Origin of the sequence: Pseudomonas sp. TWR3-1-1 (assembly GCF_049896545.1) — a bacterium.
GTDB lineage: Bacteria > Pseudomonadota > Gammaproteobacteria > Pseudomonadales > Pseudomonadaceae > Aquipseudomonas > Aquipseudomonas weihenstephanensis.
Window position 1 is genome coordinate 36,892 of record NZ_JAFCUO010000003.1, and the last position, 14,798, is coordinate 51,689.

At 58.4% G+C, this 14,798-nt stretch carries 13 protein-coding genes; 9 read left to right on the top strand and 4 right to left on the bottom strand.

Annotated features, from left to right (window positions below; genetic code table 11):
* Positions 1 to 4 precede the first annotated feature (4 nt).
* A complete protein-coding gene (locus tag ACP7A4_RS08785; protein WP_059763094.1) occupies positions 5 to 1,219 on the bottom strand; it encodes an acyl-CoA dehydrogenase in 1,215 nt (404 codons plus the stop codon).
* Between the two features lie 154 nt (positions 1,220 to 1,373).
* On the opposite strand from ACP7A4_RS08785, the gene ACP7A4_RS08790 reads away from it, so the two are divergent.
* From ACP7A4_RS08790 to ACP7A4_RS08800, 3 genes are read left to right on the top strand one after another with little or no spacing between them, the layout of a single operon-like run.
* Positions 1,374 to 2,339, top strand: coding sequence for a LysR family transcriptional regulator (locus tag ACP7A4_RS08790; protein WP_426246440.1), 966 nt, complete (start codon positions 1,374 to 1,376; stop codon positions 2,337 to 2,339).
* Between the two features lie 26 nt (positions 2,340 to 2,365).
* Positions 2,366 to 2,761: a MerR family transcriptional regulator gene (locus ACP7A4_RS08795; protein WP_048363630.1), complete on the top strand. Its 396-nt coding sequence runs from the start codon at positions 2,366 to 2,368 to the stop codon at positions 2,759 to 2,761.
* Between the two features lie 48 nt (positions 2,762 to 2,809).
* On the top strand, positions 2,810 to 3,706 hold the full coding sequence (locus ACP7A4_RS08800; protein WP_426246442.1) for a hydroxymethylglutaryl-CoA lyase: 897 nt from the start codon (positions 2,810 to 2,812) through the stop codon (positions 3,704 to 3,706).
* A gap of 554 nt (positions 3,707 to 4,260) precedes the next feature.
* On the opposite strand, the gene ACP7A4_RS08805 is transcribed toward ACP7A4_RS08800, so the two are convergent.
* Complete coding sequence (locus ACP7A4_RS08805; protein WP_059763097.1) at positions 4,261 to 5,934, bottom strand: AMP-binding protein; 1,674 nt, start codon at positions 5,932 to 5,934, stop codon at positions 4,261 to 4,263.
* A 208-nt stretch (positions 5,935 to 6,142) separates the two neighbouring features.
* Here ACP7A4_RS08805 and ACP7A4_RS08810 point away from each other — a divergent pair, with 208 nt between their 5' ends.
* The 4 genes from ACP7A4_RS08810 to ACP7A4_RS08825 all read left to right on the top strand — a co-directional run bounded on the left by ACP7A4_RS08810 (position 6,143) and on the right by ACP7A4_RS08825 (position 11,793).
* Positions 6,143 to 7,306 carry an isovaleryl-CoA dehydrogenase gene (locus tag ACP7A4_RS08810; RefSeq protein WP_048363627.1) on the top strand — a complete coding sequence of 388 codons (1,164 nt, stop codon included), beginning with the start codon at positions 6,143 to 6,145 and terminating at the stop codon, positions 7,304 to 7,306.
* 11 nt (positions 7,307 to 7,317) lie between these two features.
* Positions 7,318 to 8,925, top strand: coding sequence for a carboxyl transferase domain-containing protein (locus tag ACP7A4_RS08815; protein WP_203303733.1), 1,608 nt, complete (start codon positions 7,318 to 7,320; stop codon positions 8,923 to 8,925).
* Between the two features lie 112 nt (positions 8,926 to 9,037).
* A complete protein-coding gene (locus tag ACP7A4_RS08820) occupies positions 9,038 to 9,856 on the top strand; it encodes a gamma-carboxygeranoyl-CoA hydratase (RefSeq protein WP_203303732.1) in 819 nt (272 codons plus the stop codon).
* Positions 9,853 to 11,793 (top strand): acetyl/propionyl/methylcrotonyl-CoA carboxylase subunit alpha, encoded by a 1,941-nt coding sequence (locus ACP7A4_RS08825; RefSeq protein WP_203303731.1) that lies wholly within the window; start codon positions 9,853 to 9,855, stop codon positions 11,791 to 11,793. The genes ACP7A4_RS08820 and ACP7A4_RS08825 overlap by 4 nt, the downstream gene beginning before the upstream one ends.
* A gap of 73 nt (positions 11,794 to 11,866) precedes the next feature.
* On the opposite strand, the gene ACP7A4_RS08830 is transcribed toward ACP7A4_RS08825, so the two are convergent.
* On the bottom strand, positions 11,867 to 12,523 hold the full coding sequence (locus ACP7A4_RS08830; protein ID WP_059763101.1) for a LexA family protein: 657 nt from the start codon (positions 12,521 to 12,523) through the stop codon (positions 11,867 to 11,869).
* Positions 12,524 to 12,652: 129 nt separating this feature from the next.
* Between ACP7A4_RS08830 and ACP7A4_RS08835 the strand changes: the two genes are divergently transcribed.
* Positions 12,653 to 13,000, top strand: a complete 348-nt coding sequence (locus tag ACP7A4_RS08835; RefSeq protein ID WP_059763102.1) for a DUF6124 family protein — start codon at positions 12,653 to 12,655, stop codon at positions 12,998 to 13,000.
* Between the two features lie 68 nt (positions 13,001 to 13,068).
* On the opposite strand, the gene ACP7A4_RS08840 is transcribed toward ACP7A4_RS08835, so the two are convergent.
* Entirely contained in the window at positions 13,069 to 14,121 is a 1,053-nt protein-coding gene (locus ACP7A4_RS08840; protein WP_203303730.1) for a Glu/Leu/Phe/Val dehydrogenase, read from the bottom strand.
* Between the two features lie 190 nt (positions 14,122 to 14,311).
* Between ACP7A4_RS08840 and ACP7A4_RS08845 the strand changes: the two genes are divergently transcribed.
* Positions 14,312 to 14,779 carry an Lrp/AsnC family transcriptional regulator gene (locus ACP7A4_RS08845; protein WP_048363621.1) on the top strand — a complete coding sequence of 156 codons (468 nt, stop codon included), beginning with the start codon at positions 14,312 to 14,314 and terminating at the stop codon, positions 14,777 to 14,779.
* The last annotated feature ends 19 nt before the right edge of the window (positions 14,780 to 14,798 follow it).

A 14,798-nucleotide genomic window follows, 5' to 3' on the forward strand; every position in this document is an offset into this window, starting at 1 on the left:
GCTGTCACTTCGACAACGTGGCGTACTTGTCCAGCTCACACTTGCCCACGGCCGCACGGTGCACTTCATCCGGGCCGTCGGCCAGGCGCAGCGTGCGCTGCATGGCATACATATACGCCAGCGGGAAATCCGCACTGACCCCTGCCCCGCCATGCAACTGGATCGCCCGATCAATCACTTTCAACGCCACATTCGGTGCCACGACCTTGATTTGCGCAATCTCGCTTTTCGCCACTTTGTTGCCCACGGTGTCCATCATGTACGCCGCTTTCAAGGTCAGCAGGCGCGCCATGTCGATCTCCATGCGCGAATTGGCGATCTTGTCGATATTGCCGCCCAAGCGGGCCAAGGGTTTGCCAAAGGCGCTGCGCGCCAGCGAACGCTGGCACATTAACTCGAGTGCTCGCTCGGCCATGCCAATTGAACGCATGCAGTGGTGAATCCGCCCTGGTCCAAGCCGCCCTTGGGCAATTTCAAACCCGCGTCCTTCACCCAGCAGCACGTTTTCGTAGGGCACCCGTACGTTGTCGAACAGCACTTCGCCATGACCGTGAGGCGCATCGTCGTAGCCGAACACTGGCAAGGGACGTACGATTTTTACCCCCGGTGTGTCGACCGGCACCAGGATCATGGAGTGCTGCTGATGGCGCGGGTTGTGCGGATTACTCAGCCCCATGAAAATCATGATTTTGCAACGCGGGTCGCAGACGCCGGAGGTCCACCACTTGCGCCCGTTAATGACCCACTCGTCGCCCTCACGCAGGGCACTCGCCTGCATATTGGTGGCATCCGACGACGCCACCTCCGGCTCGGTCATGGCGAACGCCGAACGAATCTCACCGCGCAGTAAAGGCTCCAGCCACTGTTGTTTCTGTTGCGCATTGGCATAGCGCACCAGCACCTCCATGTTGCCGGTGTCGGGCGCCGAGCAGTTGAACGGCTCGGAGCCGAGCATGGAACGCCCCATGATTTCGGCCAGCGGCGCGTACTCAAGGTTGGTCAACCCCGCGCCCTGTTCTGAATCCGGCAAAAACAGGTTCCACAGCCCCTCGGCTTTGGCTTTGAGCTTCAAGGTTTCCATGATGGCGGTTGGCTGCCAGCGATCACCTTCAGCCACCTGTTGATCGAAAATCGCCTCTGCCGGGTACACATAAGCGTCCATAAACGCCGTAACACGCTCACGAAGATCCTGAACTTTAGGGGAATAAGCGAAATCCATGACTGGCTGCCTTTACCGGGAATGTGGGAAGTATCACCCGATGCTAATTCAGCGCCCCATCATTTACCCAGCCTATTGACAGCGTGTATTACCATTCATAAGCAATATATGATTCAGTGCTGCCAGCCCCCCTCAATAACAAGAGTTGCCCCGCATGAACTTGAACAAAGTCGATCTCAATCTGTTTGTGGTCTTCGATGCGATCTACACCGAGGCCAACCTGACCCGCGCCGGGCAGATCATCGGCATCACTCAGCCTGCGGTGTCCAATGCACTGGCCCGTCTGCGCGAGAGCTTCAACGACCCGCTGTTTGTGCGCACCGCCCAAGGGATGGTGCCCACGCCCATGGCACAAAACATCATCAGCCCTGTGCGCAGCGCGTTGGCGTTATTGCGCGTATCAGTACAGGAAAGCCGCACCTTCAACCCCTTACAAGCCAACAAAACCTTTCGCATCAGCATGACCGACCTGACAGAAGCCGTGGTTTTGCCACCGCTGTTCCAGCGCTTGCGCAAGCAGGCTCCGTCGGTGGTCATTGAAAGCTTTTTAGCTCATCGACGTGAGACCACCAGCGACCTGGCGGCAGGACGTCTGGACTTTGCCATCGACGCGCCGCTCAACACTGACCCGCAAGTGCGTCACGTCAAGTTGATGGAGGACCGCTATGTGTGCGCCATGCGCGCCGGGCATCCGTTGGCCAGTCAAGCCACCCTCAGCCTGGACGCGTATTTGGCGCTGACCCACATTCATATTTCTACGCGCCGCAACGGGCTGGGCCAGGTCGATCTGGCGCTGGGCAAAATGGGCCTGCAACGCAAAATCACCCTGCGCTCGCAGCATTACTTGATGGCCTCCAATGTGTTGCAACACACCGACATGGTCATGACCGTGCCCGAGCGGTTCGCACGGCGCAATGCGTTGCATTTTGTGGGGTTGCCACTCAACGAGATGCCCAACGTGGAAACCCATTTGTATTGGCACGAAAGCACCGAGCAAGACCCGGCCAACCGCTGGATGCGCGAATTGTTGATTGAGGTGTGTCAGCAGCAAGTGGCTCAGGAAAAAAAAGGGCTGGCGGCGAGCTTGCTTGACGTAAACGTCAACCAACCATTAGCTTAATCACACGATTTCTCCAGAGCGCGCCCATGAGCAGCCAGACATACAGTATTTCCGACCTTGCCCGCGAACTGGACATCACCACCCGTGCCATTCGTTTTTATGAAGAACAAGGGCTGCTTGCGCCTGAACGCCGGGGCCAGGAGCGGGTGTATTCAGCGCGTGACAAAGTCAGCCTTAAATTGATTCTGCGCGGCAAGCGCATTGGCTTTTCGTTGGCCGAATGCCGCGAGTTGATTGAGCTGTACGACCCGACCAGCGGCAATCAAAAGCAGCTGACCAGCATGCTGGCCAAAATCGCCGAGCGCCGTGAACAACTGGAGCAACAGTTGCTGGATATTCAGCAGATGCAGTTGGAGCTGGACACGGCTGAAGAACGTTGCACGCAGGCGCTGGAGCACACCATCAAAAGTCAGACGGCATGACATCTGCCCTTCGCGAGCACGCTCGCTCCTACACAAATCGGTGACCCCATGACACTTCCCACCCATGTGCGCCTGATAGAAGTCGGTCCGCGTGATGGCCTGCAAAACGAAGCCCAGCCCATCAGCGTGGCCGACAAGGTGCAGTTGGTTGACGCGCTGACGGATGCAGGGCTGGACTACATCGAGGTCGGCAGTTTTGTCTCGCCCAAATGGGTGCCGCAAATGGCGGGTTCGGCCGAGGTCTTTGCCCACATCCAGCGCAAACCCGGCGTGGTGTATGGCGCACTGGCGCCCAACATGCGCGGTTTTGAAGACGCCGTGGCCGCCGGGGTCAAGGAGGTCGCCGTGTTTGCCGCCGCCTCCGAAGCGTTTTCACAACGCAATATCAATTGCTCGATCAGTGACAGCCTGGCGCGTTTTGTCCCGCTGATTGAAGCCGCACACCAGCATGGGATTACCGTGCGCGGCTATGTGTCCTGCGTGCTCGGCTGCCCCTATGAGGGCAACGTGCCGGCGCAGCAAGTCGCCGCCGTGGCTAATGAGTTGTATGCCATGGGCTGTTACGAGGTTTCGCTGGGCGACACCATTGGCACGGGCACGCCCACGGCCACGCGCGCACTGTTTGAAGCCGTGACTGCCTACGTGCCGCGCGAAAAGCTCGCCGGGCATTTCCATGACACTTACGGCCAGGCACTGGTGAATATTTACGCCAGCCTGCACGAAGGCATTGCCGTGTTTGACAGCTCGATCTCAGGCCTTGGTGGCTGCCCCTATGCCAAGGGCGCCAGCGGTAACGTCGCCACTGAAGATGTGCTGTACATGCTCAACGGCATGGACATTGAAACCGGAGTCGACATGGACACGCTGCTGCTGGCCGGTGAGCACATCTGCCGTGTACTGGGCCGTGTTACCGGCTCGCGCGTCGCGAAAGCGCGCCAGGGCTGAAAAGTGTGCTGCAGTGTTACCGAGCGGTAACCCACACGAGTAACAAGGAAACAAACCGGCCCCTCAAGGGGCCTATTTTTTTCCATCAAAAAAATAAACCATTGATTTATAAGTATTTTTAAAAGTTGGCACGGCTTCTGCTATCTCTATGGCATAACAAGAATAAAAAGTGCAGCAACATAATAAAAACAATACGAAACGACTCTGACATAACAAAAACAACACGACAGAGACGCAGCTAACAGATTTTTTTGGAGAAGGTTTACTTTTCCGAGGAGCCATAAGCCACCTCGCAACCGGGCTGAGAATAATAAAACTACCTTCAGGTAGCACCCGTTCAGGTTGGATCACAGGTGTGATAGCCGGTGATAAAAGTGGATCAGCGCTCAAAAAAATACGTTTGCTCTTGATCCCGGATGGGGATCGCAAAAACAGCAACAAAGGGCCACGGTTCCAAAAACAACAACAGACCGCCCCTCAATAATAAAAAAGAGCACGCAACGACACGTTAAAGGGGAGCTTCGGCTCCCCTTTGTGCTATCTGCAATGACCCTTTACCCCTCCCCAAGCTCTTGAATGCTGATTTCACGCATCTTGAATTTCTGGATTTTGCCGGTCACGGTCATCGGGAAGGCCTCTACAAACTTGAAGTGGCGCGGCGTTTTGAAGTGTGCGATGCGCGATTTGCACCAGGTTTGCAGCTCCAGTTCGTTAGCCGTATGACCGGGGTGAAATTTGATCCAGGCCACCACTTGCTCACCGTATTTGGCGTCCGGTATGCCCACTATCTGCACATCTGCAACGGCCGGATGGGTGAAGAAAAACTCCTCCAGCTCACGCGGGTAAATGTTTTCTCCGCCGCGAATAATCATGTCTTTGTTACGCCCGACGATGCAGACATAGCCGTTTTCATCCATGTGCGCCAAATCACCCGTGTGCAGCCAGCCCTCGCTATCAATGGCTTGATCCGTCGCCTGCGGGTTGTTCCAGTAACCGAGCATTACGCTGTACCCGCGCGTGCACAACTCGCCAATCTCACCACGGGCAACCACTTCGCCCTGCGCGTCAATCAGCTTGTTTTCCAAGTGTGGCTGGGTGCGGCCCACGGTGGTCACACGCAATTCCAAGCCATCCGCAGGACCGGTCTGTATCGACACCGGGCTGGTTTCAGTCATGCCATAGGCAATTTGTACCTCACCCATGTGCATGTCGCTGATCACCCGGCGCATCACTTCAATCGGGCATGTGGCCCCAGCCATGATGCCGGTGCGCAAGCTCGACAGGTCAAAATCGGCCCGTTGAGGATGATCGAGCATGGCGATAAACATGGTGGGTACGCCGTACAACGCGGTGGCGCGCTCTTGAGCAACCGCTTGCAGGGTCAGGCCAGGGTCGAAGGCGTCAGAGGGGTAAATCATGGTGGTGCCGTGGGTGACGCAGCCCAGATTGCCCATCACCATGCCAAAACAATGGTAGAGCGGCACCGGAATCACCAGCCGGTCTTGAGCCGTCAATCCAAGGCTTTCACCCACCATGTAGCCGTTATTCAAGATGTTGCGATGGCTGAGGGTCGCCCCTTTGGGGAAGCCGGTGGTGCCCGAAGTGTATTGAATATTGACCGGATGTTGAGGCTGCACAGCGGCCTGGCGGGCATGCAAGTGTGCGGCGCTGACCCCCGCCCCCAGCACGGCCAGCTGTGCCCAGGGGATAAACCCGGCGGGGGGCTGCGCACCCAGACTGATCACCGCACGCAAGTCACCAAAACGTTCGCTGTGGAGGGGGCGCTGCGCCAGCTCAGGCACCAGCGTCTGCACCATGGCGTGGTAGTCCGAGGTTTTGAACGCCTGCGCGCACACCAACCACTGACACGCCGATTGTTTGAGCACGTACTCCAGTTCAGAAAGCCGGTACGCGGGATTGATATTGACCAGAATCACGCCGATGTGAGCGCTGGCAAACTGGCAAATAAACCATTCCAGGCAGTTGGGTGCCCACACACCCAGCCGGTCACCCGCTTGCATCCCCAGCGCCATAAAGGCTTTGGCATGCAGATCGACCGCGTGCGCCAATTGCTGCCAGGTCAATCGTTGCTGTTGATGACGCACAATCAGCGCCTCGCCGTCAGGGTAACGCATGCACGTTTGATCGAACGCCTGGCCAAGGGTCAGGCTCAGCAGGGCTTTGTCCTGTGCGCCCTGGCTGTAACTGGGGACAGATGGCAACTTCATGGCAACTCCTCTTGTGATTATTGTCGGGAGCATGAGCACGGTGCGCGCAAGCGCCGTCTCAAGGTGAAGAATAGACAATCACTCTGGCTTAAGTTGACGTTAACGTAAAGGTCATTGACAGCCCCTGACACCAAGTTTACGTTAACGTAAAGCATACCCATGGCGATGCAGTTACCGCCTCTTATAAGAACAACGATCAAGGTGCCCCATGAGCTACCCGACTTTGAACTTCGCCCTGGGCGAAACCATCGACATGCTGCGCGATCAGGTTCAGGCCTTCGTGGCCGCTGAATTGGCGCCACGGGCGGCGCAAATTGATAAAGACAACCTGTTCCCCGCCGACATGTGGCGCAAATTCGGCGACATGGGCCTGCTGGGCATCACCGTCCCGGAAGAATACGGCGGCACGGGCCTGAGCTACCTGGCACACGTGGTGGCCATGGAAGAAATCAGCCGCGGCTCAGCCTCGGTCGCTCTGTCGTATGGCGCGCATTCCAACCTGTGCGTGAACCAGATCAACCGCAACGGCACCCACGCACAAAAACTCAATTACCTGCCCAAACTGATCAGCGGCGAACATGTCGGCGCATTGGCCATGAGCGAACCGAACGCGGGTTCTGACGTGGTGTCGATGAAACTGCGCGCCGACAAGCGCGGTGATCACTTCGTGCTCAACGGCAGCAAAACCTGGATTACCAACGGGCCAGATGCCAGTACCTACGTGATTTACGCCAAGACCGACATCGAGAAAAACGCCCACGGCATCAGCGCATTTATCGTGGAGCGCGACTGGAAAGGCTTCAGCCGCAGCAAACATTTCGACAAGCTGGGCATGCGCGGCTCGAACACCAGCGAACTGTTTTTCGACAACGTAGAAGTGCCCGAAGAAAACCTGCTCGGCCCGCTCAACGGTGGGGTCAAAGTGCTGATGAGCGGCCTTGATTACGAGCGTGTGGTGCTCTCGGGTGGCCCGACCGGCATCATGCAAGCGTGCATGGATCTGGTGGTGCCTTACATCCACGACCGTAAACAGTTCGGTCAAAGCATCGGTGAATTCCAACTGATCCAAGGCAAAGTCGCGGACATGTACACCCAACTCAATGCCAGCCGCGCCTACCTGTATGCCGTGGCCGCTGCTTGCGAACGTGGTGAAACCACGCGCAAAGACGCCGCCGGGGTGATTTTGTACAGCGCCGAACGCGCGACCCAAATGGCCCTCGACGCGATCCAGATTCTGGGCGGCAATGGTTACATCAATGAATTCCCGGCGGGTCGCCTTCTGCGCGACGCCAAGCTGTACGAAATCGGCGCGGGCACCAGCGAAATCCGCCGAATGCTGATTGGCCGCGAACTCTTTAACGAAACCCGCTAAGGAGGACGCACATGTCCATCTTGAACACGACGATCAACCCGCGTTCGGCCGAATTCGCGGTCAACCGCGAGGCCATGCTCAAGCAGGTCGACGCCCTGCACCGCCTGCTCGCCCAGGTGCAACAGGGCGGCGGCACTAAAGCACAAGAACGGCATACTTCACGGGGCAAACTGTTACCCCGCGAGCGTATTGACCGGCTGCTGGACCCCGGCTCGCCATTCCTTGAACTCAGTCAGCTCGCTGCCTACGAGGTGTACGGCGAAGACGTGCCAGCGGCCGGAATCATCGCAGGCATTGGTCGGGTCGAAGGCGTGGAGTGCATGATTGTGGCCAACGACGCCACCGTCAAAGGCGGCTCGTACTACCCGCTGACCGTCAAAAAACACCTGCGGGCGCAAACCATTGCCGAGCAAAACCGTTTGCCCTGCATCTACCTGGTGGACTCCGGCGGCGCCAACTTGCCGCGCCAGGACGAGGTGTTCCCGGACCGCGAACACTTCGGCCGCATCTTTTTCAATCAAGCCAACATGAGTGCTGCGGGCATCCCGCAAATTGCCGTGGTGATGGGCTCGTGCACCGCAGGCGGCGCGTATGTGCCGGCGATGGCTGACGAAGCGATCATGGTGCGCCAGCAAGCCACAATCTTTCTCGCGGGGCCGCCGTTGGTCAAAGCGGCAACGGGCGAAGTGGTCAGTGCCGAAGACTTGGGCGGAGCCGATGTGCACTGCAAAATCAGCGGCGTCGCCGACCATTACGCCCAGAGTGATGAACACGCGCTGGCATTGGCGCGGCGCAGTGTGGCCAACCTTAATTGGCGCAAATTGGGCCAGCTGCAACAACGCACCCCGTCGGCGCCGCTGTATGCCAGCGACGAGTTGTATGGCGTGGTGCCTGCCGAGGCCAAGCAACCCTTTGATGTACGTGAAGTGATTGCACGGTTGGTCGACGGCTCGGTGTTCGATGAATTCAAAGCCTTGTTCGGCACCACGCTGGTGTGTGGGTTTGCCCATTTGCACGGGTATCCGGTGGCGATCCTGGCCAATAACGGCATCTTGTTTGCCGAGGCGGCACAAAAAGGTGCGCACTTTATCGAGCTGGCCTGCCAGCGCGGCATCCCGTTGGTGTTCCTGCAAAACATCACCGGGTTTATGGTCGGGCAAAAATACGAAGCCGGCGGCATCGCCAAACACGGCGCCAAGTTGGTGACCGCTGTGGCCTGCGCCAAAGTGCCTAAATTCACCGTGATCATCGGCGGCAGTTTTGGTGCCGGCAACTACGGCATGTGCGGTCGCGCCTACGACCCGCGCTTCTTGTGGATGTGGCCCAACGCTCGCATCGGCGTGATGGGCGCCGAACAGGCCGCCGGGGTGCTGGTGCAGGTCAAGCGCGAACAAGCCGAACGCAACGGCACAACGTTCAGCGATCAAGAGCAAGCGCAGATCAAACAGCCCATCCTTGATCAGTACGAACATCAGGGCCACCCCTACTACTCCAGCGCCCGCTTGTGGGATGACGGGGTGATTGACCCGGCACAAACCCGCGAAGTGCTGGCGTTGGGCTTGTCCGCAGCGCTGAACGCGCCCATCGACAGCACGCGCTTTGGCGTATTGCGTATGTAACCCCCAGCCGCACGGTAGGCGCGAGCTTGCTTGCGATGGCCGCATTCCATCGCAAGCACCTACACAGCAGGCGCAATCTTTTACACGTACAGCCATCCAAGGACTGACGGACATGATTGATTTCAACACCCTAGAACTGCACACCGACCCCCGGGGTTTTGCCACCTTGTGGCTGAGTCGCGAGCAGAAAAACAATGCGTTTAACGCTGAAATGATCCGTGAGCTGATCCTGGCGCTGGACGCCGTGCAAAGTGATGCCAGCCTGCGTTTTCTCCTACTGCGCGGGCGCGGCAGGCATTTCAGCGCCGGGGCCGATTTGGCCTGGATGCAGCAGTCGGCCGAGCTTGATTACAACACCAACCTGGACGACGCCCGGCACTTGGCCGAGCTGATGTACAACCTGGCCAAGTTGAAAATACCGACCCTGGCCGTGGTGCAAGGCGCGGCCTATGGCGGTGCCTTGGGCTTGATCAGCGCGTGTGACATGGCCATCGGCGCCGATGACGCCCAGTTCTGCCTGTCTGAAGTGCGCATCGGCATTGCCCCCGCCGTGATCAGTCCCTTTGTGGTGCAAGCCATCGGCGAGCGTGCCGCACGACGGTTTGCCCTCACCGCCGAACGCTTTAGTGGCGAACGTGCCCGCCAATTGGGATTGTTGTCAGAAAGCTACCCCGTGGCAGAACTCGAACAACAGGTGGCGCGCTGGACCGACACCCTGCTGCTCAACAGCCCACATGCCATGCGCGCCTGCAAAGATTTGCTGCGAGAAGTCAGCCACGGCGCACCGACGCCAGCCATTCGCCGCTACTGCGAAAACGCCATTGCGCGCATTCGTGTCAGCCCTGAAGGCCAGGAAGGTCTGCGTGCCTTTCTCCAAAAGCGCACCCCGAGTTGGCAGCTCGACTCATCCAGACAGGAGCCGCGCCCATGAACCCCTCGACAATTACCTGCGTGCTGGTGGCCAACCGCGGCGAAATTGCCTGCCGCGTGATGCGCACGGCCAAAGCGTTGGGGCTGACCACCGTGGCGGTTCACAGCGACACTGACCGTGATGCTCGGCACTGTCGCGAAGCGGATATCTGCGTGAACCTGGGCGGCAGCAAGGCCGCTGACAGCTACTTGAAAATCGACAAGATCATTGCCGCCGCCAAAGCCAGTGGCGCCCAGGCGATTCACCCCGGCTACGGTTTTTTGTCCGAGAACGCAGGCTTTGCGCGGGCGATTGAAGCCGCGGGCCTGATCTTTCTCGGCCCGCCCGCTTCGGCTATTGATGCAATGGGCAGCAAATCCGCAGCCAAAGCCTTGATGGAAGTGGCGGGCGTGCCGTTGGTGCCGGGTTATCACGGCGAAGCCCAAGACGTGGACACCTTTCGCACCGCAGCAAACAACATCGGCTACCCCGTGTTGCTCAAGGCCACGGCAGGGGGCGGTGGCAAAGGCATGAAAGTGGTCGAAAACGACAGCCAACTGGCTGAGGCGCTGGCGTCGGCGCAGCGCGAAGCGTTGTCGTCATTCGGCGATGCGCGGATGCTGGTGGAGAAGTACGTGCTTAAACCCCGGCACGTAGAGATCCAGGTATTTGCCGATCAACAGGGCAACTGCCTGTACCTCAACGAGCGGGACTGCTCGATTCAGCGCCGCCATCAAAAGGTCGTTGAAGAAGCGCCGGCACCGGGCTTGAGCGTTGCACTACGGCGCGCGATGGGCGAGTCCGCAGTGCGCGCCGCGCAGGCCATTGGCTATGTGGGCGCCGGTACGGTGGAGTTTTTGCTGGACGCCCGCGGTGAATTCTTCTTTATGGAGATGAACACGCGTTTGCAGGTTGAGCACCCGGTGACAGAAGCCATCACCGGTCTCGATCTGGTGGCATGGCAGATCAAAGTCGCACGCGGCGAAGCACTGCCCATCACCCAGAATGAAGTGCCCTTGCGCGGTCATGCCATCGAAGTGCGCTTGTACGCTGAAGACCCCAGCCATGATTTCCTGCCGCAAACCGGCCGCCTGGCCGTGTACCGCGAATCGGCCGCAGGTGCGGGACGCCGGGTGGACAGCGGCGTGAGTGAAGGGGATGAGATTTCACCGTTTTACGACCCCATGCTCGGCAAGTTGATTGCCTGGGGCGAAGACCGCGAACAGGCACGTTTGCGCCTGCTGGCGATGCTGGATGAATTTTGCATTGGCGGGTTGAAAACCAACCTGAGCTTTTTACGCCGAATTATCGGGCATCCCGCCTTCGCGGCGGCTGAACTCGACACCGACTTCATCCCGCGCTATCAGGCGCAATTACTGCCGCCTGCCGAGCCTTTGCCTGACGCATTTTGGACTGCGGCCGCGCAGGCGTATGCGCAAAGCCTTACACCTGTTGTTCACGAAGAGGATCGCGCCTCTCCGTGGGCGGTCACCAGCGGATTTCGCAACGGATTCGCGGCGCACACCTTGCTGTCACTGAGCTGTAACGGCGAACAACGCACCGTCAGCCTCAGCGGTGTTGGCAACCCGTTGCGCGACGATCAGTTGTTGAGCGAACACGACGGCGTGCGCAGCAAACACCTGACCATTCGGCGCGCTAACACGCTGTACCTGCGCTGGGACGGCGAACTACAGACGGTGAACGCCTGTGACCCGCTGGCGACTGCGGGGGCCAGCCATGGGCAACAAGGCGGTCTGACAGCCCCCATGAATGGCAGCATCGTGCGGGTACTGGTCGAGGTTGGGCAAAGCATTGAAGCCGGTACGCAACTGGTGGTGCTCGAAGCAATGAAAATGGAGCACAGCGTGCGTGCGCCCCGCAGCGGCATCGTCAACGCCCTTTACTGCCAGGAAGGGGACATGGTGGGCGAAGGCGCGGTGTTGGTCGAACTGATCTGATTACCGGGTATTAAAAAGGCGGACACCGGTGTCGGTGTCCGCCTTTGAGCTGGATGCACGGAGGGATTGGCAATCAGAACTTGGTCGTTGCCTGCACCACCACCCCAAGAATACGGCTGCGCTCATCGAGCAGGGTTTTGGGATACGTCGGGTTTAGCGGCTTGAGATAGCGCCGACCACTCTCTTCGATCAACTGGCGGAACGTAGCGGCTTCACTGTCCGGCGTGCGCACAACCACCATCTTGCCGGGTTCGGCTTCCAGGTCCGGGTCGATCAGGATCATCATGCCTTGGGGGATGCTGATGCCCACGGGGGCCGTCATCGCATCGCCCGTCACTTGCAGCCAATAGGCGTCCCCTTTGGCGTAGTGATCGCTCATCTCAAACACCGTGGACGATTGATAACCCTGCCGGGCTTTCTCGTTGATCTGCCCGGCACTTTCCCAGTCCGTGACGGGGTAGCGATACGCCGAGGTGATGTCGTAGACCGGCTCGTCGGTGTTCACGTCATCGTTACTGGCCTTGCGTTCACGTACCACAATCGCAACTTCAAGGTGCTCAAGCCCCAAGGCATGCAGCACTTTGTTCATCGTTTCGAGGTCGGGCTGACGACGTTTGTTGAGCCAATGGCCAACACCGCCCTGGGAAGCCCCGACGCGTTCGGCGAGTTTTTCTTGCGTGAGTTTCAGCTCGCGCAATTTCGTTCTGACTAAAGCGATCCATTTATCCATCTCGCGAACAATACGGAATGCCTGAGCCGCAACAATACACATATTGTATTATTTAACTATTAGCTCTGAATACTTACTGTACTAATCTGCATTGGCTGATTCGATTAATCTCAGAGACGCAGGAAAATCATGACTCCCATAACAAAAATTCCGCTCAAGACTGAACCCGATGCAGAGCTAGAAGCGCTCAAAGACAGTGCCGCAACCCAGCGCGCACTCGATTATTATTTGAAACCATCTGTAACTCAGCGCAGTACTGAGCACAAAGTGTTCACGGTGCGCGAAGGTTTGAGTTTAGAAGAGGCCATGGTCCATGCCTCAGAGTTGCTGCGCTATGCACTGGCCTACGCCCATGAGTGCGCTGGCAGCCTACAAGGCGCGCAGCGGGATCTCACACTTGGCGCGGTGCATTTCATCGAAATGGCCAAAGACCTGGTCGACAACACGGTGGACACACACAAGGTCGCCGGGGGCTGACACCCGGCGACCTGATTGACAGCGCCGCCGTTGCAGGTCAAGCAGCCCTTGCCTGACCTGCTCACGTATCAGCCGTTAAGGCGCTCTTGAGCAAGGCTGTCGGCAACGGCGGTGGTATTGCGATCTTCAGCTTTGGCTCGCACAAAGATCTGACGCAAGGTTTCGCCTATGCCTTCAACGTGCCGACGGACCTGCTCGGGTGTGCCGCCGTGGTACTCGTAAGACACGTCAATGATGCCGCCCGCATTGATCGCATAGTCGGGGGCGTGCAACACCCCCCTGCGCCACAATTCATCGGCATGGGCGGCGGTGGCCAGTTGGTTGTTGGCAGCACCGGCAATCACCGGCGCACGCAACAGTTGCAGGGTGTGATCGTTGATCACCGCACCCATGGCACACGGCGAGAACACATCCACGTCCAGCCCGTAAATGTCTTGCGCACTTACGGCATGGGCACCCAATTCATCGACGGCCCGGCGTACATTCGCCTCCTGAATATCGTGTACCCATAACTGCGCACCGGCGGCCTTGAGTTGCCGGGCAAGATCAAACCCCACCTGCCCAAGCCCCTGAATGGCGACACGCAAGCCGTTAAGGTCTGAGCGACCCAGACGCTGCGCGACCGCTTCGCGCAGGCCGATAAAGACGCCAAGGGCCGTTGCCGGCGAGGGATCGCCGCTGCGCGTGCCGCCACCCAACTGCTCGCGCGTACCGGCGCCGACCACATGCCGTGTGCGCTGGCCCATCAGCGCCATTTCGGCCACGCCAGTGCCCGAGTCGGCGGCCGTGATATAACGCCCACCCAAGCTGTCGACAAACCCGCCCATGGCCTGGAACAACGCCTCGCTCTTGCCTTTGTGCGGGTCGCCGATGATCACCGCCTTGCCACCGCCCAAGGGCAGCCCGGCCAAGGCAGATTTGTAGGTCATGCCGCGCGACAAGCGCAAAACATCATTCAACGCCTGCTGTTCATCGGCGTAGGGCCACATGCGACACCCGCCCAAGGCTGGGCCCAGACGTGTGTTGTGCACCGCAATGATGGCTTTGAGACCCGTGGCCTTGTCGTGACAGAACATGACCTGTTCATGCTGATCAAATTCGGGATGAGCAAAAATCGGCATTTCATTTCTCTCTTGTTGTTAGTCAGTGAGCGACGCCAGACCTGAGGGTCACTGCGCGACCCGGCCTGCGGGTGCATAACCCGTCGCAAGAGAGTGAAGGTTTGCCAGAGGATTTTTCTTTCTTATTTTTAGGAAATGCAGTGCTAGGCTGCATGAAACATTCAACAAAAATAAGAAATCAGATTAATTCATGCCGATTAAATTAAGCACCATCGACCGCAAGATCCTGCGCTTGCTGCAACACAACGCCGACCTGTCTGCCGCTGAAGTAGCCGAACACGTTGAGTTGTCGCAATCGCCCTGCTGGCGGCGCATCCATCGCTTACAGGAAGAAGGCTTGATCGAGCGCAAAGTCGCCCTGCTCAACCCGAAAAAACTGGGACTCAACGTGGTGGTGTTCGTCAATGTGCGGCTTTCTGGCCACGGCAGGCGCCATCTGACCGAGTTTGAAGAAGCGATCACCGGTTATCCGGAAGTCATCGAGTGCTACACCATGGCAGGCGATATGGATTACCTGCTTAAGGTCGTGACCCATGACATCGACAGCTACGAGCGTTTTTTGCGTGATCACTTGCTGCAAAAGCCACACGTACAGGAAGCCCACTCAAATATCGCCATGAGCGAAGTCAAGCGCACCACTGAGTTGTTGTTGGACTAGCGGGATAGAGCCTTGGAGC

Excerpts from the sequence above, each read along its gene's own strand:
- ACP7A4_RS08785 (WP_059763094.1), bottom strand. The coding sequence starts at position 1,219 with ATGGATTTCGCTTATTCCCCTAAAGTTCAGGATCTTCGTGAGCGTGTT.
- ACP7A4_RS08790 (WP_426246440.1), top strand. The coding sequence starts at position 1,374 with ATGAACTTGAACAAAGTCGATCTCAATCTGTTTGTGGTCTTCGATGCG.
- ACP7A4_RS08795 (WP_048363630.1), top strand. The coding sequence starts at position 2,366 with ATGAGCAGCCAGACATACAGTATTTCCGACCTTGCCCGCGAACTGGAC.
- ACP7A4_RS08800 (WP_426246442.1), top strand. The coding sequence starts at position 2,810 with ATGACACTTCCCACCCATGTGCGCCTGATAGAAGTCGGTCCGCGTGAT.
- ACP7A4_RS08805 (WP_059763097.1), bottom strand. The coding sequence starts at position 5,934 with ATGAAGTTGCCATCTGTCCCCAGTTACAGCCAGGGCGCACAGGACAAA.
- ACP7A4_RS08810 (WP_048363627.1), top strand. The coding sequence starts at position 6,143 with ATGAGCTACCCGACTTTGAACTTCGCCCTGGGCGAAACCATCGACATG.
- ACP7A4_RS08815 (WP_203303733.1), top strand. The coding sequence starts at position 7,318 with ATGTCCATCTTGAACACGACGATCAACCCGCGTTCGGCCGAATTCGCG.
- ACP7A4_RS08820 (WP_203303732.1), top strand. The coding sequence starts at position 9,038 with ATGATTGATTTCAACACCCTAGAACTGCACACCGACCCCCGGGGTTTT.
- ACP7A4_RS08825 (WP_203303731.1), top strand. The coding sequence starts at position 9,853 with ATGAACCCCTCGACAATTACCTGCGTGCTGGTGGCCAACCGCGGCGAA.
- ACP7A4_RS08830 (WP_059763101.1), bottom strand. The coding sequence starts at position 12,523 with ATGGATAAATGGATCGCTTTAGTCAGAACGAAATTGCGCGAGCTGAAA.
- ACP7A4_RS08835 (WP_059763102.1), top strand. The coding sequence starts at position 12,653 with ATGACTCCCATAACAAAAATTCCGCTCAAGACTGAACCCGATGCAGAG.
- ACP7A4_RS08840 (WP_203303730.1), bottom strand. The coding sequence starts at position 14,121 with ATGCCGATTTTTGCTCATCCCGAATTTGATCAGCATGAACAGGTCATG.
- ACP7A4_RS08845 (WP_048363621.1), top strand. The coding sequence starts at position 14,312 with ATGCCGATTAAATTAAGCACCATCGACCGCAAGATCCTGCGCTTGCTG.